This window comes from Streptomyces sp. NPDC096310 (assembly GCF_044763125.1).
In the GTDB taxonomy this organism is placed as follows: Bacteria; Actinomycetota; Actinomycetes; order Streptomycetales; family Streptomycetaceae; genus Streptomyces.
In genome coordinates this window covers 374,933-392,858 of the sequence record NZ_JBIWFO010000004.1, presented here as the reverse complement: position 1 = coordinate 392,858, position 17,926 = coordinate 374,933, and the positions used below count along the sequence as shown (strand labels likewise).

General features: G+C 72.7%; 17 protein-coding genes and 2 pseudogenes. 11 read left to right on the top strand and 8 right to left on the bottom strand.

What is annotated here, in order from left to right:
- Positions 1–26: 26 nt before the first annotated feature.
- Positions 27–764, top strand: coding sequence for a TetR/AcrR family transcriptional regulator (locus ACIQ7D_RS12725; protein WP_403936654.1), 738 nt, complete (start codon positions 27–29; stop codon positions 762–764).
- Here ACIQ7D_RS12725 and ACIQ7D_RS12720 read toward each other — a convergent pair.
- The 4 genes from ACIQ7D_RS12720 to ACIQ7D_RS12705 form a co-directional block, all read right to left on the bottom strand.
- Positions 730–1,053, bottom strand: coding sequence for a DMT family transporter (locus ACIQ7D_RS12720; protein ID WP_403936652.1), 324 nt, complete (start codon positions 1,051–1,053; stop codon positions 730–732). The two genes, ACIQ7D_RS12725 and ACIQ7D_RS12720, sit on opposite strands and share 35 nt — an antisense overlap.
- Positions 1,054–1,196: 143 nt before the next feature.
- Positions 1,197–2,207, bottom strand: a complete 1,011-nt coding sequence (gene rsgA, locus ACIQ7D_RS12715) for a ribosome small subunit-dependent GTPase A (RefSeq protein ID WP_384996585.1) — start codon at positions 2,205–2,207, stop codon at positions 1,197–1,199.
- 4 nt (positions 2,208–2,211) lie between these two features.
- Positions 2,212–3,561: a 3-phosphoshikimate 1-carboxyvinyltransferase gene (aroA, locus tag ACIQ7D_RS12710; RefSeq protein WP_403936649.1), complete on the bottom strand. Its 1,350-nt coding sequence runs from the start codon at positions 3,559–3,561 to the stop codon at positions 2,212–2,214.
- Between the two features lie 144 nt (positions 3,562–3,705).
- Complete coding sequence (locus ACIQ7D_RS12705; protein ID WP_403937004.1) at positions 3,706–4,419, bottom strand: M50 family metallopeptidase; 714 nt, start codon at positions 4,417–4,419, stop codon at positions 3,706–3,708.
- 148 nt (positions 4,420–4,567) lie between these two features.
- Between ACIQ7D_RS12705 and ACIQ7D_RS12700 the strand changes: the two genes are divergently transcribed.
- From ACIQ7D_RS12700 to def, 8 genes and pseudogenes are all read left to right on the top strand, one after another.
- The gene (locus ACIQ7D_RS12700) at positions 4,568–5,383 is read left to right on the top strand and encodes an SOS response-associated peptidase (RefSeq protein WP_403936647.1); all 816 of its coding nucleotides are present in this window, start codon (positions 4,568–4,570) and stop codon (positions 5,381–5,383) included.
- A gap of 22 nt (positions 5,384–5,405) precedes the next feature.
- Positions 5,406–6,095, top strand: a complete 690-nt coding sequence (locus tag ACIQ7D_RS12695) for an alpha/beta family hydrolase (protein WP_403936645.1) — start codon at positions 5,406–5,408, stop codon at positions 6,093–6,095.
- 289 nt (positions 6,096–6,384) lie between these two features.
- A complete protein-coding gene (locus tag ACIQ7D_RS12690) occupies positions 6,385–7,044 on the top strand; it encodes a sigma-70 family RNA polymerase sigma factor (protein WP_365812177.1) in 660 nt (219 codons plus the stop codon).
- A complete protein-coding gene (rsrA, locus tag ACIQ7D_RS12685; protein ID WP_403936643.1) occupies positions 7,041–7,397 on the top strand; it encodes a mycothiol system anti-sigma-R factor in 357 nt (118 codons plus the stop codon). The genes ACIQ7D_RS12690 and rsrA overlap by 4 nt, the downstream gene beginning before the upstream one ends.
- A gap of 422 nt (positions 7,398–7,819) precedes the next feature.
- Positions 7,820–9,184, top strand: a pseudogene (locus tag ACIQ7D_RS12680) (HD-GYP domain-containing protein); the annotation flags it as partial.
- A gap of 287 nt (positions 9,185–9,471) precedes the next feature.
- Positions 9,472–10,764 carry an HD-GYP domain-containing protein gene (locus tag ACIQ7D_RS12675; protein ID WP_403936641.1) on the top strand — a complete coding sequence of 431 codons (1,293 nt, stop codon included), beginning with the start codon at positions 9,472–9,474 and terminating at the stop codon, positions 10,762–10,764.
- 95 nt (positions 10,765–10,859) lie between these two features.
- Positions 10,860–11,864, top strand: coding sequence for a tetratricopeptide repeat protein (locus tag ACIQ7D_RS12670; protein ID WP_403936639.1), 1,005 nt, complete (start codon positions 10,860–10,862; stop codon positions 11,862–11,864).
- 154 nt (positions 11,865–12,018) lie between these two features.
- The gene (gene def, locus ACIQ7D_RS12665; protein ID WP_403936637.1) at positions 12,019–12,675 is read left to right on the top strand and encodes a peptide deformylase; all 657 of its coding nucleotides are present in this window, start codon (positions 12,019–12,021) and stop codon (positions 12,673–12,675) included.
- On the opposite strand, the gene ACIQ7D_RS12660 is transcribed toward def, so the two are convergent.
- The gene (locus tag ACIQ7D_RS12660; protein ID WP_403936635.1) at positions 12,651–13,652 is read right to left on the bottom strand and encodes a GlxA family transcriptional regulator; all 1,002 of its coding nucleotides are present in this window, start codon (positions 13,650–13,652) and stop codon (positions 12,651–12,653) included. The two genes, def and ACIQ7D_RS12660, sit on opposite strands and share 25 nt — an antisense overlap.
- A gap of 333 nt (positions 13,653–13,985) precedes the next feature.
- Positions 13,986–14,336: pseudogene (locus ACIQ7D_RS12655) on the bottom strand (DUF2809 domain-containing protein); the annotation flags it as partial.
- Between the two features lie 134 nt (positions 14,337–14,470).
- Between ACIQ7D_RS12655 and ACIQ7D_RS12650 the strand changes: the two are divergent.
- Both ACIQ7D_RS12650 and ACIQ7D_RS12645 read left to right on the top strand, forming a co-directional pair.
- The gene (locus ACIQ7D_RS12650) at positions 14,471–15,349 is read left to right on the top strand and encodes an aminoglycoside phosphotransferase family protein (RefSeq protein WP_403936633.1); all 879 of its coding nucleotides are present in this window, start codon (positions 14,471–14,473) and stop codon (positions 15,347–15,349) included.
- A 162-nt stretch (positions 15,350–15,511) separates the two neighbouring features.
- Positions 15,512–16,111, top strand: coding sequence for a DinB family protein (locus tag ACIQ7D_RS12645; protein ID WP_403936631.1), 600 nt, complete (start codon positions 15,512–15,514; stop codon positions 16,109–16,111).
- Between the two features lie 38 nt (positions 16,112–16,149).
- Here ACIQ7D_RS12645 and ACIQ7D_RS12640 read toward each other — a convergent pair whose 3' ends face one another.
- A complete protein-coding gene (locus ACIQ7D_RS12640) occupies positions 16,150–16,686 on the bottom strand; it encodes a hypothetical protein (protein ID WP_403936629.1) in 537 nt (178 codons plus the stop codon).
- A 99-nt stretch (positions 16,687–16,785) separates the two neighbouring features.
- Entirely contained in the window at positions 16,786–17,709 is a 924-nt protein-coding gene (locus ACIQ7D_RS12635; protein WP_403936628.1) for a D-alanyl-D-alanine carboxypeptidase family protein, read from the bottom strand.
- Positions 17,710–17,926 lie beyond the last annotated feature (217 nt).

The following is a 17,926-nucleotide window of genomic DNA, read 5'->3' as shown; positions in this document are numbered from 1 at the left end:
AGAGCCGCACGGCCCCGGAGGCGACGATGCCCAGCGCGCGTGAAGCCCTGCTCAGTGCTGCCCTTTCGGCCCTCGCGGACCAGCCGTGGTCCGCGGTGCGCATGGTCGATGTGGCGGCGGCCGGCGGGGTCTCCCGGCAGACCCTGTACAACGAGTTCGGCAGCAAGGACGGTCTGGCCCGCGCCCTCGTACGGCGCGAGGCCGACCGCTATCTGCACGGTGTGGAGCGGCTGCTGCGCGAACGCGCCGACGCCGCCGACCGGCTGGTGGCGGTCGCGGAGTGGACGGTGGGGGAGGCGCGCGCCCGGCCGTTGTTACGAGCTCTGCTCACCGGCTGCTGGGGCGAGTGGCTGCCCGCTCCGCGCCCCGCCCGGGCCGGCGCGACCCCGTCCGGTGTCCCGGCGCAGCGCCGCGCCGACGCGGGGCCGCCCGCGACCACCGAGCTGGTGGCGCTCGTACGGGACAGATCGGCGGCGGCGCTGGATCCCACCCGCAAGGACCACGCGCGGCCGGACCCGGGGCGCCCGGACCATGCCCGCCCCGAGCACGGGCACGCGGGCCACACCGGGCCCGTCGGCCACAGCAGGTTCGCCGCGTACGGCCGTACCGAACTGCTCTACCGCTGTGAACTGGCCATGCGGCTCGCGCTCGCCCATCTGGTCGCGCCAGGCGCCGAGCCCGTGGGCCCGCTGGTCCGTACCGCCGTCACGGCGCCGCCGTCCGCGCTGCTCAGTGCGCCGAGCCCGAGAGCTGGAGCCCGATGACGCCGACGATCACCAGCGAGATGGAGATGAGTTTGAGCACGGACACGATGTCGCCCAGGAAGACCATGCCGTAGATCGCCGTACCGGCCGCGCCGATGCCCGTCCACACCGCGTACGCCGGGCCCACGTCGAGCTTTCTCAGCGCGAGCGTCAGCAGTCCGAAGCTGCCGAGCGCGAACGCCGCGAAGGCGATCGTCGGCCAGAGCCGGGTGAATCCGTGGGACAGCTTGAGACAGACGGCGAAGCCGGTCTCCAGGATCCCCGCCACCACAACGAGCAGCCACGCCATGTCACACGTCTCCCCACGTCAGTGACCGTCCTGCCGGCCTGCCGGCAGGCACTGACGACCCTCTGTGACCAACTGTCCCACCTGGTGTGATTATGCCCTTACCAGTCGTCCGGGTCCGCAAACGTGGCCATGGCCCGGCGCGGTCAGTCACCCTCGCGCCGCTCCCGGGTGGAGAGCAGCCGCCGGAGCGAGTACAGGCGCGCGGGATCGGCGTGGCCCTCGGCCACCCAGGCGTCGAGCGCGCACTCCGCCTCGTCGTGGCTGCACGCGCGCGGGCACCCCTCGGTACCCGGCACCAGATCGGGGAAGGCGAGGATGACCCGGGACGGATCGACGTGGTGGAGCCCGAAGGAGCGGATGCCGGGGGTGTCGATCACCCAGCCCTCCGCCTTGGCCAGCGGCAGCGCGAGCGCCGAGGTGGTGGTGTGCCGGCCGCGCCCCGTCACGGCGTTGACATCACCGGTGATCCGCTGCCGGTCGTCCGGTACGAGCGCGTTGACCAGGGTCGTCTTGCCGACGCCCGAGTGGCCGACGAAGGCGGTGACCCGGCCGTCGAGGTATTCGCGGACGAGCTCGGCCGCGTGCCCGCTCATCAGTTCGTCCCGCCGGGTGACGACATGGCGGATACCGAGCGCCCGGTAGGTCTCCAGCAGCTCGTCCGGCGGTGCGAGGTCGGACTTGGTGAGGACGAGGAGCGGTTCGAGCCCACCGTCGTACGCGGCGACCAGACAGCGGTCGATCAGCCGGGGGCGAGGCTCCGGGTCGGCGAGCGCGGTGACCACGGCGAGCTGGTCGGCGTTGGCGACGACCACACGCTCGTACGGGTCGTCGTCGTCCGCGGTGCGGCGCAGTACGGAGCGGCGCTTCTCGATCCGTACGATCCGGGCGAGGGTGTCCTTCTTCCCGGAGAGGTCCCCGACGAGGAAGACCTGGTCCCCGACGACGGCGGCCTTGCGGCCCAGCTCGCGCGCCTTCATCGCGAGGACGACGCGGTCCCCGACGAGACAGGTCAGCCGGCCGCGGTCGACGGTGAGGACCATGCCTTCGGAGGCGTCCTCGTGCTTGGGCCTGATGTTGGTGCGGGGCCGGTTGCCCTTGGGGTTGGGACGGGAGCGGATGTCGTCCTCGTCGGGGTTCTTGCCGTAGCGCCGCATGCCCTCAGGCTCCCGCTCCCGCGAGCATCTCTGTCCACATCCGCGGGAAGTCGGGCAGGGTCTTCGCGGTCGTGCCGACGTTCTCGATCTCCACCCCGGGAACGACGAGGCCGATGATCGAGCCCGCCGTGGCCATGCGGTGGTCGTCGTACGTGTGGAACACGCCGCCGTGCAGCGGGCGCGGGCGGATGTGCAGACCGTCCGCGGTCTCGGTGACATCGCCGCCCAGCTCGTTGATCTCCTTGGTGAGCGCGGCCAGCCGGTCCGTCTCGTGGAGCCGCAGATGGGCGACGCCGCGCAGGGTGGACGGAGAGTCGGCGAGCGCGGCGACCGCGGCGATGCCGGGCGTCAGCTCGCCGACCTCGCTCAGGTCGAGGTCGACGCCGTGGATCCGGCCCGAACCGGTGAGGGTGAGGCTGGTGGACCCGGCGGTCTCGGTGAACTCGCAGGAGCCGCCCATCGCGGTGAAGATCTCGCGCAACGCGTCACCCGGCTGAGTGGTCCGCGCGGGCCAGTCGGGGACGGTCACCCGGCCGCCGGCGACCAGCGCGGCGGCCAGGAACGGCTGGGCGTTGGACAGATCGGGCTCGACCGTCAGGTCGCGGCCGAGGAGCGCGCTGGGGGAGACCCGCCAGACGTTCGGCTCCCCGCCCGTCTCGGGCTCGTCCACCTGGGCGCCGACCCCGCGCAGCATGTCGACGGTCATCCGGATGTGCGGCAGGGACGGCAGGACGGAGCCCGTGTGCCGCACCTCCACGCCCTGGTTGAAGCGCGGCGCGGAGAGCAGCAGCGCCGAGACGAACTGGGAGGACGCGGAGGCGTCGATCTCGACCGTGCCCCCGTCCAGCGCGCCGCCGCCGTGCACGGTGAGCGGGAGCGAGCCGCGGTCGTCGTCGTCGATCCGGGCGCCGAGGACGCGCAGCGCGTCGATGACGCTGTGCAGCGGGCGCTCGTACGAGCGGGGGTCGCCGTCGAAACGGACGGGCCCGTCGGCGAGGGTCGCCACGGGCGGCAGGAAGCGCATCACCGTACCGGCGTTGCCGACGTCGACCGAGGCCGGGCCGTGCAGCCCGGCGGGGATCACGCGCCACGCCTCGCCGCTGGGGCCGCCGCCGGAGCTGGACGAGACGGTCTCCTCGATGCCGACGCCCATCGCCCGCAGCGCCTCCGCCATGAGCAGCGTGTCGCGGGAGCGCAGCGGACGGCGCAGCCAGCCGGGCTCGGCGGCCAGCGCGGCGAGGACGAGGCCGCGGTTGGTGACCGACTTCGAACCGGGCACGGTGACCGTCGCTTCGACGGCCCCGCTCGCGTAGGGGGCGGGCCAGGGGGCGGACTGCACGGAGCTCTCGGTCATGCCTCACACTTTAGTGGCTCTTGACGGAGCCCGATTCTGATCAAATACGCGGCAACCCGGGCGTAATCCCCGCGTCGTGACCAAGTGTGGAGGCGCGCGGCAGAACCACGGGCCCGGCGGCCGGGTGGTCAAAGGGCCGGAGGGTCAGAGGTCCAGCAGCCAGCGTCCGCCGCCGATCAGGGAGCAGAGCGAGACGGCGTGGAAGAAGAGCAGCCAGAGCGTGGGCGGCGTGTGGGTGAGCCGGCCGAGCTGGTCCGCGTCCGAGTCCCCGGCGCCGCCGTACCGCCGCTTGGACTGGAGCTCGAAGGCCGGGCGGACCCCGCCGAGCAGCAGGAACCAGACGGCGGTGTACGTGAACGCGGCCTGGACGTCGGGGCTGGTCAGCCAGGAGATGAGGAGGAAGGCGGCGCCGGTGACGATCACGGTGAGCGCCCCGTACGCGTTACGGATCATCACCAGCATGGCGAGCAGCAGCGCGGTCGTCAGCCACAGCAGCAGGGTGATGTGGTCGGCGGAGAGCAGCCAGGCGCCGCCGAGTCCCAGCAGGGGCGGGGCGGTGTAGCCGGCGGCGGCGGTGAGGATCATGCCGAGGCCGGTGGGCTTTCCCCGGCTGACGGTGAGCCCCGAGGTGTCGGAGTGCAGCCGTATTCCGTCGAGCCTGCGTCCGGTGACCAGGGCTATCAGCCCGTGGCCGCCCTCGTGCGCGATGGTGATCGCGTTACGGGAGAGGCGCCACAGGGCGCGCGGGACGACGACGGCGAGCGCGACGGCCGCCGTGACGAGCACCAGCCACGCGTCCGGTGGGGACTGGGTGCCGAAGACGCGATCCCAGAGATCGCCGAGAGGGGTCGGGTCGATGCTGGCCATTTCTCGGGCGGCTCCTCAACTGGGTGGGCGTCGTGGCAGTCTGGCACTCATACGCGGTACGGGTGAAAGACGCTCACCCGCCGCGCACCGTTCCGGCGGACGAGAACGCACAGGCAGTTCATAAGGAAGTTGATGGGGTATGTGCGGCAGGTACGCGGCGAGCCGGCGGCCCGAGGAGCTTCAGGGGATCTTCGGGATCGAGAAGTGGGAGCCGGAGGAGACGCTCGCCCCGGACTGGAACGTGGCGCCCACCAAAGAGGTCTACGCGGTCCTTGAGCGCCCGGTGAAGGACGCGCCCATGCCGCGGCCGGTGCGCCAGCTCCGGCGGCTGCGATGGGGGCTCGTACCGTCCTGGTCGAAGACGCCCGAGGGCGCCGCCCGGATGATCAACGCGCGGGCCGAGACGGTCCACGAGAAGCCGTCCTTCCGCCGGCCCTTCGCCTCGCGGCGGTGCATCCTGCCCGCCGACGGCTACTACGAGTGGGTCACCGGCTCCGACGAGCGGCAGCTTGAGGAACAGGGCAGGAAGAAGCGGACGCGCAAACAGCCGTACTTCGTGACCCCCGCCGACGGCTCGGTGATGGCGCTGGCCGGGGTCTACGAGTTCTGGCGCGACCCGACCCTGCCGCCCGACCATCCGCTGGCCTGGTGGGCGACCTGCTCGGTGATCACCACGGAGGCGGAGACGACCCCGCTCGGGGTGGCCCCGGCGGAGGGGCCCGCGACGCTGGCCGACATCCACCCCCGGATGCCGCTGATGCTGACCCCGGACCGCTGGGACGCCTGGCTGGACCCCGCCCGTACGGACCCGGACGACCTGCGGGGGCTGCTGACGCCGCCGCCGGCCGGGCTGATGCGGGCGTACCCGGTCGCGACGGCGGTCAGCAGCGTGCGCAACAACGGGCCCGAGCTGCTGGCGGAGCTGGCCGCGCCGGAGGAGAGCACGCTGTTCTGAGGATCCGGCCCGGGGCGGCAGGATGGGCCGGGTGACCCCAGAGACCCGGACCGTCGACACCCCCGCCGGGGACGCCAGGATCACCTGGCACCCCGCCCCGCGCCCCCGGCTCGTCCTCGCCCTCGGCCATGGCGCGGGCGGCGGGATCGAGGCGCGCGACCTGCGGGCCCTCGCCGCCGCGCTGCCGCCGCTCGGAGTGACCGTCGCCCTGGTGGAGCAGCCCTGGCGGGTGGCGGGGAAGAAGGTGGCGCCCGCGCCCGCGACCCTGGACACCGGCTGGCGGGCGCTGTGGCCCGCGCTGGCGGAGCGGGAGCCGGGGCTCGGCCTCGTCGCGGGCGGGCGCAGCGCCGGAGCCCGCGTGGCCTGCCGTACGGCGCGCGGGCTGGGCGCCCGCGCCGTCCTCGCGCTGAGCTTCCCGCTGCATCCGCCGGGCCGCCCCGAGAAGTCCCGGGCGGCGGAGCTGCTGGGCTCGGGGGTGCCCACCCTGGTGGTCCAGGGAGGGAACGACCCCTTCGGGAGGCCCGCGGAGTTCCCGGGCGGGCCCGCGGCCGGGCCCGGAGGCGGGCCCGTACGTGGGTACGGCCTTCTTGAGGTGCCCTACGGCGACCACTCCTTCGCCGTACCCAAGCGGGCCCCGCTCGGGCAGGACGAGGCCCTGGAGACGATCACCGAGGGCGTGGCCGCCTGGCTGGACGGGCTCGGTCCGGCCTGATCCGGACGGGTGGGCCCCGGATCGCTCCGGGCGGGAATGATGCGCGAGAGGGCGCTGTTGTGACGAACATCGGTACTCAGCGCATCGAAAGGGAGTCCGTCGTATGGGTTCGACCATCTGCCCGCGCCGCTCAGACGCCACTGACCTGGAGTGGACTGTGCTTTCCGCGGCCAGGAACGCCCCCGGTCGGGCCGGCGCCGGGACGGACCGACAGGCCCCGTCCCGGCAAGGTCGACTATTCTCCGATTCGAGTGGGTCCGCATTCGGATCCGCCACAGCGTTGGAGGAGGTGGGTCCGGTCACTGGGACCGACGGAGCGACCGACGACGGCCACATCGAAGAGACCACTGCCGAGCGCAACGCCCGCTTCGAGCGGGACGCTCTGGGCTACCTCGATCAGATGTACTCGGCCGCGCTGCGCATGACGCGCAATCCGGCCGATGCCGAGGACCTGGTGCAGGAGACCTATGCCAAGGCGTACGCCTCTTTCCACCAGTTCCGTGAGGGCACCAACCTCAAGGCGTGGATGTACCGCATCCTCACGAACACCTTCATCAACTCGTACCGCAAGAAGCAGCGGGAACCCCAGCGCAGCGCCGCCGAGGAGATCGAGGACTGGCAGCTCGCGCGCGCCGAGTCGCACATGTCGACCGGGCTGCGCTCCGCCGAGTCGCAGGCACTGGACCACCTCCCCGACTCCGATGTGAAGTCGGCGCTCCAGGCGATCCCGGAGGAGTTCCGCATCGCCGTCTATCTCGCCGATGTAGAGGGCTTTGCCTACAAGGAGATCGCGGACATCATGGGGACACCCATCGGTACGGTGATGTCACGACTCCACCGTGGCCGCCGTCAGCTGCGCGGCATGCTGGAGGATTACGCCCGCGACCGCGGGCTCGTCCCGGCGGGCGCCGGGGAGTCGTCGGACGATCGGAAAGGTTCGGGCTCATGAGCTGCGGAGGGCCGCATGAGACGGATTGCGCCGAGGTTCTCGACCACCTCTACGAGTTCCTCGACCGGGAGATGCCCGACAGCGACTGCACCAAGTTCGAGGTCCACTTCGAGGAGTGCTCCCCGTGCCTGGAGAAGTACGGCCTCGAACAGGCCGTGAAGAAGCTGGTGAAACGGTGCTGCGGGCACGACGACGTACCGGCCGACCTGCGCGCCAAGGTGCTGGGGCGGATCGACCTGATCCGCTCGGGCGAGACCGTGCCCGACCATGACGTGTCGGCGACGACGTCCGTCACCACCGCCGCGCGCGCGGAACCGTCCGGCAGCGATCTGCCGGGTGTCGCCAAGGAGTGAGCCGGACGAAGGAGTGAGCCGGCCGCCGTCCCGCCGTCCGTGACGGACGGCGCGACCTCCGGTGCCATGACGGGGGCGTATCGCACGATGTGCGGTGCGCCCCCGTCACGGTTCATAGCACCTGAGAGGTCGCGCGGATAGGTGGGGCGGCGTCGCGTGCCGATGGGCGGCGCCTGGCGGCGTTGTCGTCGGTCCACGACTCCCCCACTGCCTTAAGGGCGTGGGAGGTACCCCCTCCGCGTCGCCTCCCTCCTCCGCCTTGCCAGACTTGCCCCTCGCCCCGCTCCTTCCTCCACCCCACCTATCCGCGCGACCTCTTATTCACCCGAAGGTGCTAATCAGCGCCAACTACCCGATGATCGCCCCCCAACTCGCTAGCCTGACCGTCTGTTTGGGCGGAGCCGAGGGAGGGGCGGAGACGCGTGAGGGCCATACCGGGCGCGGCGCGCGCGTACATTCTGGTGACCGCGCTCTGCGCCGCCGCCTGTGTCCAGCCCGCCCTGCGCGAACCCGGCTCCACGCCCTGGGCGGAAGCCGTTCTGCTCGCCACGCTCTACGCGCTCTGCGAGCTGCCCGCGCGCTGCCGCGTCCTCGGGCGCTCGCTGAACGGGTCCGTACCCGTCGCCGCCGGGTCGTTCTTCCCCGTGCTGCTCGCCGCCGCCCTGCTGCTGCCGCCCGCCGCCGCTGCGCTGGTCGCGGTGCCGGGCGCGCTGCTCGGCCGGATCGAGCAGCGGCCGCGGAGCGCCCGGCGGGTCTGGCGCGCGGCCCAGCTCGCCCTCGCCACCTGGGCGGCATCCCGGGCGCAGGTGCTCTTCGGCGGGCCGGTGGCGCTCGGCGGCGGGGGGTACGGGCTCACGGTGCCCGACTTCCCCTACGTGCTGCTCCCCGCGGGCGCCGCCACTCTCGCCTTCTGCCTGGTGCTCACCGTGCTGGACGGCTCGATCCTCGTCGTCGCCGAACGGATGGCGCCGCGCGCCGCCTGGCGCGGACTGCTCGCCGGTTCCCTCGCCCCGCACGCCGCGCACGGGCTGGCCGGGCTGATGATGGCCGTCCTGTGGCGCAGCCCGTACGGGCCGCTCTCCGCGCTGCTGGTCCTGCTGCCGATGTACATCTCCTGCTGGGTCTTCGCCCAGTACCACCGCGAGCGCGCCGCCCACCAGGCCACCATCAGGGCGCTCGTCCAGGCGGTCGACATCAAGGACACGTACACCCGGGGGCACAGCGAGCGCGTCGGGCACGCCTCCGTCCTGATCGCCCAGGAGATGGGCATGGAGCAGGAGCGGATCGAAGTCCTCCGCTTCGCCGGGATCCTGCACGACGTCGGCAAGCTCGGCGTGCCGACCCGGGTGCTGCGCAAGGACGGACCCCTGACCCCCGAGGAGCGCCGCGTCATCGAGCTGCATCCCGAGTACGGACACGAGATGGTGCGCGGCATCGCCTTCCTGGGCGAGGCGCGGGGGGCGATCCTCCACCACCATGAGCGGCTGGACGGCAGCGGCTATCCGTACGGGCTCGCCGGGGACCGGATCCCCGAGTTCGCCCGGGTGGTGGCGGTGGCCGACGCCTTCGACGCGATGACCTCGACCCGCTCGTACCGGCGCGGACGGCCCGTCGGGACGGCGGTCGCGGAGCTGGAGCGGTGCGCGGGGACGCAGTTCGACCCGGCGATGGTACGGGCGCTGGTGCGGGCCCTGGACCGGCACGGCTGGCGGACGGCGGTCACGGCGGACGAGGGGACGACCCCGCCCGCCCCGGGGACCCCGCCCGCCCCGGAGTCCCCGCCCGCCCCGGGGCCGCGCGGAAACGTCCCTTCGGCCCGCGCCGCCCAGCCCGGCGCGACGGCCCCGTCGGGCCCGTCCGCCCCTATGGCCCCGTCCGCCCCATCGGCCCCGCCCGCCGCCACCGGAACGTCCTCCTCCGGAACGCCCACCGGATCGGCCGCGCCCAGCGGCTCCACCGCGTCCACCGGATCGGCGGCATCCGCCGGATCGGCCGGATCGGCCGCGTCCGCCGAGCGCCGCCCCCGTACGGCCGGCGGCGCGCCAGGGCGGAGCGGGCGCCGGGGCGGCCCCCGATGACCGCCACCACCACCGCCCGGGCCCCGGCCGGCCACGCCCGTACCGTCCCCCTCCCCGTCGTCGCCGTCCACGCCACGGCCGCGCTGCTCACCGCCGCCGGACTCGCCTCGACCCTCTGGTACGGACTCGCAGAACCCCGGATCGCCCTCGCCTTCGGCGTTCTCATCGCCGTCGGCGAACTCGCCCGCTGGGGCGCGCTCCCCGGCGAGCGCGAGCCCGCGCCGCTCGGCGCCGCCGGGGCGCTCGGCTACGCCCTGCTCGGCGAGAACGCCGGACAGCAGACCAGCCACGGTGTGCTCCAGACCGTCACCGTCGTCCTCGCCGCCACCCTCGCCGGAGCCGTACCCCATGTCGCGCGCGGCCACGGGCCCACCCTCGACCACCTGGTCAGACGCGTCCTCACCGTCGGCTTCGCCGCCGTCTGCTTCCAGCCGCTCTACAACTCCGGCGAACTGCGCGAACACCTCGGCGCCGGTCCGGGCCACGCGCTCCTGCTCCTCCTCCTGCTGGTCCTCACCGCGCTCTGCGACGCCGTTCTCGCCGCCGTGATGCTGCGCGCCCGCACCCGCCACCCCTTCGGACCGCTGCTCCGCGACGAGCTGCGCGCCCTGCTGCACATCGGCTCCGCCGTCTGCGCCACCGGCGCCGTCATCGCCCTCGGTGTCGCCGTCGCGGGGCTCTGGGCGCTGCCCGTGTTCTGCGTACCGCTGCTGCTCACGCAGGTCTCCTTCCGCCGGTACACCGCCGTACGCACCACCTACCGGCAGACCATCGCCTCACTCGCCCGCGCCACCGAGATCGCCGGATACACCCGGCACGGGCACGCCCGCAGGGTCGCCGACCTCAGCCGCGCCGTCGGCCGCGAGCTGGGGCTGTCCGGGCCCGAGCTGACCGTCCTGGAGTACGCCGCCCTCATGCACGACATCGGTCAGCTCTCCCTCGTCGACCCGGTCCCCGAGGGCGCCACCGCGCTGCTCCCGGTCGCGGAACAGCGCCGTATCGCCCTGCTCGGCGGCGCCGTGGTCCGCCAGACCGGGGTGCCCACCGCCGTCGCGATGGTGGTGGAGCGCCAGGCGGATCCGTACCGCGAACAGCCGCTCCCGGCCCGCATTGTCCGCGCCGTCAATGCGTACGACGACCTGGCCGGGGAAAGTGCCAGTGCGAGCGGCCCGCTCAGAGCGCTGGAGCGGCTGCGGCTCGGCACGGGGCACGACTACCAGCCAGAGGTGGTCGAATCCCTGGCGCGCGTCCTCTCCCGGGGCCGCCCGGCCCCTGGTGAGGCGGGGTAACCCATGGGTAATGAGCGGGCGTCCGACCGGGCATGGTTGGATGCGAAGAAGAGGGTGTCAGGGGGCACTGCCCGAACGACCGGCAGGCGGGAATCGTGAGGATCTTCGGGAAGGTACGGCATCGGCCCTCCGCCTCGTGGCGGCAGGCCACCGACCGCGCGTTCACGCTGATCGGTGACGGCCGGTACGAGGACGCGGGCGCGCTGCTCACGCGCGCCGCCGATCTGGAACCGTGGCTCTCCGAGTCCTGGTTCAATCTGGCACTGCTGCACAAGTTCCGGCACGACTGGGAGCAGGCACGCGCCGCCGGGCTGCGCGCCGTGGCCCTGCTCGACAAGGAGACGGGCGCCCCCGACTGGTGGAACGTGGGGATCGCGGCGACCGCGCTCCAGGACTGGCCGCTGGCCCGCCGCGCCTGGCAGGCGTACGGACTGCGTGTACCCGGCAATCCGCACAGCGTCGAGGCGAACGGCGAGCCCGACGGCATGGAGCTGGGCAGCGCGGCCGTCCGGCTCTCCCCCGAGGGCGAGGCCGAGGTGGTCTGGGGCCGCAGGCTGGATCCGGCGCGGATCGAGATCCTGTCGATCCCGCTGCCCTCCTCGGGCCGCCGCTGGGGCGAGGTCGTCCTGCACGACGGCGTGCCGAACGGGGAGCGCACCACCGCGGCGAGCCCCGACGGCGCCGTCCGCGCCTACCCCGTCTTCGACGAGATCGAGCTGTGGGCGCCCTCGCCCGTACCGACCTGGGTCGTCCTGCTCGAAGCGGCCACGGAAGGGGACAGGGACGCCCTGGAGCGGCTGGCCGCCGACGCCGGCTTCGCCGCCGAGGACTGGTCCTCGTCCGTACGGCTGCTCTGCCGTGCCTGTTCGGAGTCCACGATGCCGAGCGCCGAGGGCGACGGCGAACATCTCGACCCGCACGACCACAGCGAGCCGGGCCACCCGGGGCCGCTGGGCCACCGTACGGCAGGCGAGCAGTGGGCCCCCGAGCGCGAGTGCGGGATCGCGGCGCCGCCGGGGCTGGTGCGCGGGCTGCTCGACGGGTGGGTGGCCGACAGCCCGGACAGCCGGGAGTGGCGCGACCTCGAAGAAGTGTGCTGACGGCTCGGGCGGGCGGAGGAGCCGGATCCGGGTTCCGGTGAGCGGTACGCGAGCTGCCCTTAGTCTGTACGGGCACAAGTCTGCACGGGCACCACCGGCGCATCGCCGGGGACCGTGCAAGCAGCATCGGTACCGAGGAAGGCGTACTGCGGACATGGCGCAGCAGGAGACGGACCAGGGATACGAGAGCGGCACCTCGGTGGCGGAGCCGGGGGACGGGTTCGTCGTGGACACGGAGGACGCGGCGGCCCGTGAGCTGGCGCACCGCGAGCGCGGCACGTCCCGCCCGATCACCGTCGTCGGGAACCCGGTGCTCCACAAGGAGTGCCAGGACGTCACGGAGTTCGGCGACGAGCTGGCCGCGCTGATCGACGACATGTTCGCCAGCCAGCACACGGCCGAGGGCGTGGGCCTGGCGGCCAACCAGATCGGTGTGGACCTGAAGGTCTTCATCTACGACTGCCCGGACGACGACGGCGTGCGGCACGTGGGTGCCGTCTGCAACCCGGTGCTGGAGGAACTGCCCCCGGCGGAGCGCCATCTCGACGACTCCAACGAGGGCTGCCTCTCCGTGCCGACCGCGTACGCCGCGCTGGCCCGCCCCGACTACGCGGTGGTCCGCGGCCAGGACGCCCGGGGCAACCCGATCAGGGTCGCGGGCACCGGCTACTTCGCGCGCTGCCTCCAGCACGAGACGGACCACCTGTACGGCTACCTGTACATCGACCGGCTGTCGAAGCGTGACCGCAAGGACGCGCTGCGGCAGATGGAGGAGAACACGCCGCGCTACGAGGTCGTCCCCAACGACTGAGCCGTCTGGGCCGCTTCGAGGCCCGAAGGGCCCCGGAAGGTACGGCGGTACGCGTGCGGGGTCGTCCCGAGCGTCCGCAGGAAGTGGTGGCGCAGCGCGGCCGCGTTCCCGAACCCGGCCCGCCCCGCCACACTGTCCACCGTCTCGTCCGTACCCTCCAGCAACTCCTGTGCCAGCAGGACGCGTTGACGCAGCAGCCAGCGGTACGGAGTGGTCCCCGTCTCCTGCTGGAAGCGGCGCGCGAACGTACGCGGCGACATGTGCGCCCGTACGGCGAGCTGTTCGACCGTCATGTCCCGGTCGAGGTGGCGCTCCATCCAGCCGAGTACCTCGCCCACCGTGTCGCAGGGGGAGGTGGGCAGCGGGCGCGCGACGAACTGCGCCTGCCCGCCGTCCCGGTGCGGCGGGACGACCATCCGGCGGGCGATCGCGTTGGCGACCTCGGGGCCGTACTCCTTGCGTACGAGATGGAGACAGGCGTCGATCCCGGCCGCGGTGCCCGCCGAGGTGATGACCGGGTCCTCGTCCACGTACAGCACATCCGGTTCGACGACGGCCCGGGGGAAGGCGCGGGCCAGCTCCTCCGCGTGCCGCCAGTGCCCGGCGCACCGCCGGCCGTCCAGCAGCCCGGCGGCGCCGAGCACGAAGACCCCGGAGCAGACGCTGAACACCCGCGAACCGCGGTCCACGGCGCGGCGCAGGGCGTCCAGCAGCTCGGGCGGGTAGCTGCGGGTGGTGTACGTGTCCCCGGCGGGCACGGCGATCAGATCGGCCTCCTCCAGCCGGTCGAGACCGTGCAGACCGCTCACCGTGAACCCGGCGTGGGTCCGCAGGACGGGCCCCTCCGCCGAGACGACGGCGAAGTCATGGACCGGCAGGCCCTGATCGCTGCGGTCGAGGCCGAAGACCTCGCAGAGGACCCCCAGCTCGAAGGGGTGCACACCGTCGAGGAGGACGGCGGCCACATTGGTCAGCATGGGGCCAGTCTGCCAGGGGTGTGGCAGTAATTCGAGGGTCGATGACAGTCCTGCCACTGCCGCCGGCGGCGCCCGGTGGCGACAGTGGGGACATGGACACCATCCTCACCGTTCTCGCCCTGATCGTTCTCTTCGCCCTGGTGCTGGCGCCGCCGCTGTTCTGGCACCTCAAGGACCGGGCGGTCGACCGCCGGATACGGCGCGCCGAGCACCCGGAGCCGCCAGAGTCCCCGCAATCGGCGGAACCCCGGCCGGCCCCGCAGACGGTACGGACCGGTCCCGTACGGACCCGTCCCGCGCGCGGGAGGCCCACGGACCGCACACCCGCGCACACCTCGCGTGCACGCCCCACGCGGCTGCCGCACCGACCGCGTACCACAACAGGTCAGGCGCGTTGAAGGTCGAGCCGAGCACCAGCCGCGCCACCGCGGTGCGCGCGGCCGGCTCGGCGGGGACGCCGGTGAGCTGGAGCAGTTCGACGGCGACACTGAAGGCCAACGCGACCCCGGCCGCCGTACGGTGCCGCACGCGCGGCACGGCCAGCACCACCAGGACGTACACCAGCACGGTGTAGAGCGTGTCGCCCCCATACTTGGCGAGATCGCCGGAGCCGGCGGACCGCAGTCCCAGCCCGGCGGCGACGGTCAGCACGGCGGCACCACACGCGGCCAGGCGCGTTCTCATGAGGCGGGAGTCGTCGTCATGGGGACGGACTCCACGCGGCAGGCCGAGCGCGGGGGACAGCTCCGGATCCAGCACCGCCGGCCGGCGCGGTCGGGGCTCCCCGGCCGGACGGGCCCGCTGCCAGACTCTGAGCCATGAACAGTTTCGACATCGACGAGGACCTGGTGCGCGTCCTGGTCCGCGAGCAGCATCCCGACCTCGCCGATCTGGACCTGCGCGCGGTGGACGGCGGCTGGGACAACCAGATGTGGCGCCTCGGGGACGAGCTGGCCGTACGCATGCCGCGCTCGCCCCGCGCCCCGACCCTGCTGCGCGCCGAGCACCGCTGGATGCCCGAACTGGCCGCGCGCCTTCCGCTCCCGGTGCCCGTTCCCGTACGCGTCGGTGAACCGTCCGAGCGCTTCCCGCGCCCGTGGACCATCGCGACCTGGGTGCCCGGCGAACCGGCCGACCGGACCCCGGTCACGCGCGGCCCGCACGCGGCCGACGCCTTGGCGGCCTTCCTCGGGCTCCTCCACCAGGAGGCGCCCGCCGAGGCACCGGTCAGGGAGGACCGCGGGGGCCCGCTCGCGGTGCGCCAGGGGGGCGAGGACATGTTCCAGTCGGTCGAGGGCGTGGACGACAAGGTCCGGGACGTCTGGGAGGACGCGCTCGCGGCCCCGGTGTGGCAGGGGCCCCCGATGTGGATCCACAGCGATCTGCACCCCGCCAACGTCGTCGTCGCGGACGGCACCCTGACGGGCGTGGTCGACTTCGGCGACGTCTGCGCCGGCGACCCGGCGACGGACCTGGCCGCCGCGTGGGTCCTCCTCCCAGAGGGCGCGGCCACCCGCTTCCTGGACGGCTACGGACACGCGGACGAGGCGATGATCCGGCGCGCCCGCGGCTGGGCGGTCCTGCGCGGCCTGATGCTCGTCAGCGTCGGCCGGGCCGGGGACCTGGGGCTGCCCGGCGGCAAGGTGACGTGGGGCCCGGCGGGCCGGGCGGCGCTCGACCGGGTGCTGGCGTGGTGACACGGCCGACGGGGAGCGGGGTACGGGGAGCGGGGCTGATCGACTCCCGCGTCGCGTGGGCCGACGCGCGGCTGGGCCATGGGCAGGCTGCCCGGTGAGGGCCGAGACGGGCCTGTCGTCTCACGAGGCCCGGTTGTCAGTGCCGGGTGCGAGACTGCCGACATGACCGAACCAGACCCGAAAGCAGACCTTCTCCGCTACCTGCAAGAGGCGCGCGACGCGTTGCTGTGGAAGCTCGACGGGCTCTCCGAGTACGACGTCCGCCGCCCCCTGACCCCCACCGGCACCAACCTGCTGGGGCTGGTCAAGCATGTCGCCAGTGTGGAACTGGGCTACTTCGGCGACACGTTCGGACGGCCGTACTTCGTGGAGGAGCCGCCGCCCTGGTGGTACACGGAGGACGCCGACGCCAACGCGGACATGTGGGCCACGGCGGACGAGTCACGCGAAGAGATCATCGGCCTCTACCACCGGACATGGGAGCACGCCGACGCCACGATAGCCGCGCTGCCCCTCGACGCGATCGGCCACGTGCCGTGGTGGCCGGAGGACCGCCGCGAGGTGACCCTGCACCGCATCCTGATCCACGTGATCGGCGACGCCCAACGCCACGCCGGCCACGCCGACATCGTCCGCGAACTCATCGACGGCGCGGCAGGCCTGCTGAAGACCAAGGGCAACATGCCGCCGGGCGACCAGGCCTGGTGGGAGGAGCACCGGCGCAACCTGGAACAGGTGGCGCGAGAAGCGGGCGAGCGCTGACGCGTCCGGGCCACCTCGGGCAGCCCGGGAATCCTCTGTCAGGAGGCGGGGCACGCGCTGTCGTCGACGGAGATGGACACGTAGTCGTAGCCCATGGCGCGCTTGGTCTTCATGGCGTGGACGCTGAGGCAGAAGGCGGCGTCCGTGCCTGCCGCGGTGACGGTGTAGTCGGCCTGTTCCGGACCGCCGTCGTACAGGGCGGACTTCGGACGGTCCGAGGCGAGCGCGACGGTGAGCCCGTCCTCGGAACCCTGACCCGCCCGCGCTATGCGGCCCCGCAGGATGTCGTCGTACGTGAGAGCCGCGCCGCCGGGGCCGAACTGGGCCTCTCGTGACAGTTCGGCGGCCGCCGTGGTGACGGCGGTCCGCAACTCGTCTCCGTCCCAGTCGTCGGAGGGGCTGAGGAGGTCCGGATGGTGGAGCAGGAACATGCCGCCCGCGGCGAACAGCAGTGAACCCACGATGAGGGCGCGGCCGACGGGGTTGCGCGGGTTGTAGACGTAGCGGCTGGTGCCCCACTTGCTGCGGATGAGGACGCGGTCCGCGTCGTCCCTGTCGCTGCTGCTGTTGGTCATGGTCGGATTCTCGTCACCGGTGGGCTTTCTGGCCAGTTCACGGGAACGGCCCGCCGAAGTACCGGCGGGCCGTCCTGTGCGAGCGGGCGCGGAGCGTGATCAGTCGCGCTGCGCGTTCGCCGGGAGCTTGCGGAGCTGCATGTCCTTGGCGGTGTCCGTACCGAACCCGTAGTCCAGGATCTTCGCCGCGTCGCCGTACCGGTCCGTGCTGTTCAGGACCGTGCCGACGAGGGTCTTGTCGTCACGGGTGGCCGCGAAGACCAGGCACTCGCCCGCCGGGGTCGTCGTACCGGTCTTGATGCCGATGACACCGTCGTACGAACCGAGCAGCTGGTTCGTGTTGTTCCAGGTGTAGTAGCGCGTACGGCCGTTGGCGGCCGGGGCCTCGCCCTTGTACTGCTTGGTCCCGACGACCGTACGGAAGGTGTCGTTCGTCATCGCGTGCTGCGCGAGCTTCGCCAGCTCCGTGGGGGTGCTGGAGTCCGTGCCCACACCGTCGAAGGAGTCGAACTCCGTCTTCGGGAGGTACAGCTCGTCGGCCTTCGCGTTCATCTGGTCGACGAAGGACTCGGCCCGCTCCTCGCTGGTGTCACCGATGCCGAAGGTGTCGGCGAGGGCGTAACCGGCGTCGGCGCCGGAGGGGAGCAGCGACGCGTAGAGGAGCTGGCGGACGGTGAGCTTGTCGCCCGTCTGGAGGTCCGCCGTGCTGGTGCTGTGCTGGGTGACGTAGTCGCGGTACTCCTGCTTGACGGGCACCTGGCGGTCCAGGTCCAGGCCCTTGTCGAGCACCACGTACGCGGTCATGATCTTCGCCGTGCTGGCCATGGGGCGGACGGTGTCCGCGTCCTTGCCGTAGAGCGTCTCGCCGCTGTCGCCGTCCATCAGGGCGGCGCCCTGGGCGGTGACCGCGGGCTCCGGCTGGGGGGCGGCGACGGCGGTCTGGGCGACCAGTGGGGAGAGCGCGAGCAGCGCGCCACCGGCGACGGCGGCGGCCCTGCGCTTGGTCAGTATTGTGGCAGTCAAGAGGAAATGCTCCGTCTCTGCATTGCTTGCGGTGGAACTGTCGTACTGAAGGGGCCTGTGGGGTTTAAGTGGCCCCTACAGGAAAACGTGTCGGCGGGGCCGGTTGGTTGCGTCCCCCCTTGTAAAGATCCTGGGGAGTCTGTTCGAGGGACGGTCATGGGAGCGATTCCGCGGAACGGCCGAGCCGGGGTGACGCGCTCGGCCACTATGGGCAGAT

Excerpts from the sequence above, each read along its gene's own strand:
- ACIQ7D_RS12725 (WP_403936654.1), top strand. The coding sequence starts at position 27 with ATGCCCAGCGCGCGTGAAGCCCTGCTCAGTGCTGCCCTTTCGGCCCTC.
- ACIQ7D_RS12720 (WP_403936652.1), bottom strand. The coding sequence starts at position 1,053 with ATGGCGTGGCTGCTCGTTGTGGTGGCGGGGATCCTGGAGACCGGCTTC.
- ACIQ7D_RS12695 (WP_403936645.1), top strand. The coding sequence starts at position 5,406 with ATGGGCCGGGTGACCCCAGAGACCCGGACCGTCGACACCCCCGCCGGG.
- ACIQ7D_RS12640 (WP_403936629.1), bottom strand. The coding sequence starts at position 16,686 with ATGACCAACAGCAGCAGCGACAGGGACGACGCGGACCGCGTCCTCATC.
- ACIQ7D_RS12660 (WP_403936635.1), bottom strand. The coding sequence starts at position 13,652 with ATGCTGACCAATGTGGCCGCCGTCCTCCTCGACGGTGTGCACCCCTTC.
- rsgA (WP_384996585.1), bottom strand. The coding sequence starts at position 2,207 with ATGCGGCGCTACGGCAAGAACCCCGACGAGGACGACATCCGCTCCCGT.
- def (WP_403936637.1), top strand. The coding sequence starts at position 12,019 with ATGGCGCAGCAGGAGACGGACCAGGGATACGAGAGCGGCACCTCGGTG.
- ACIQ7D_RS12650 (WP_403936633.1), top strand. The coding sequence starts at position 14,471 with ATGAACAGTTTCGACATCGACGAGGACCTGGTGCGCGTCCTGGTCCGC.
- ACIQ7D_RS12675 (WP_403936641.1), top strand. The coding sequence starts at position 9,472 with ATGACCGCCACCACCACCGCCCGGGCCCCGGCCGGCCACGCCCGTACC.
- ACIQ7D_RS12645 (WP_403936631.1), top strand. The coding sequence starts at position 15,512 with ATGACCGAACCAGACCCGAAAGCAGACCTTCTCCGCTACCTGCAAGAG.
- ACIQ7D_RS12700 (WP_403936647.1), top strand. The coding sequence starts at position 4,568 with ATGTGCGGCAGGTACGCGGCGAGCCGGCGGCCCGAGGAGCTTCAGGGG.
- aroA (WP_403936649.1), bottom strand. The coding sequence starts at position 3,561 with ATGACCGAGAGCTCCGTGCAGTCCGCCCCCTGGCCCGCCCCCTACGCG.
- rsrA (WP_403936643.1), top strand. The coding sequence starts at position 7,041 with ATGAGCTGCGGAGGGCCGCATGAGACGGATTGCGCCGAGGTTCTCGAC.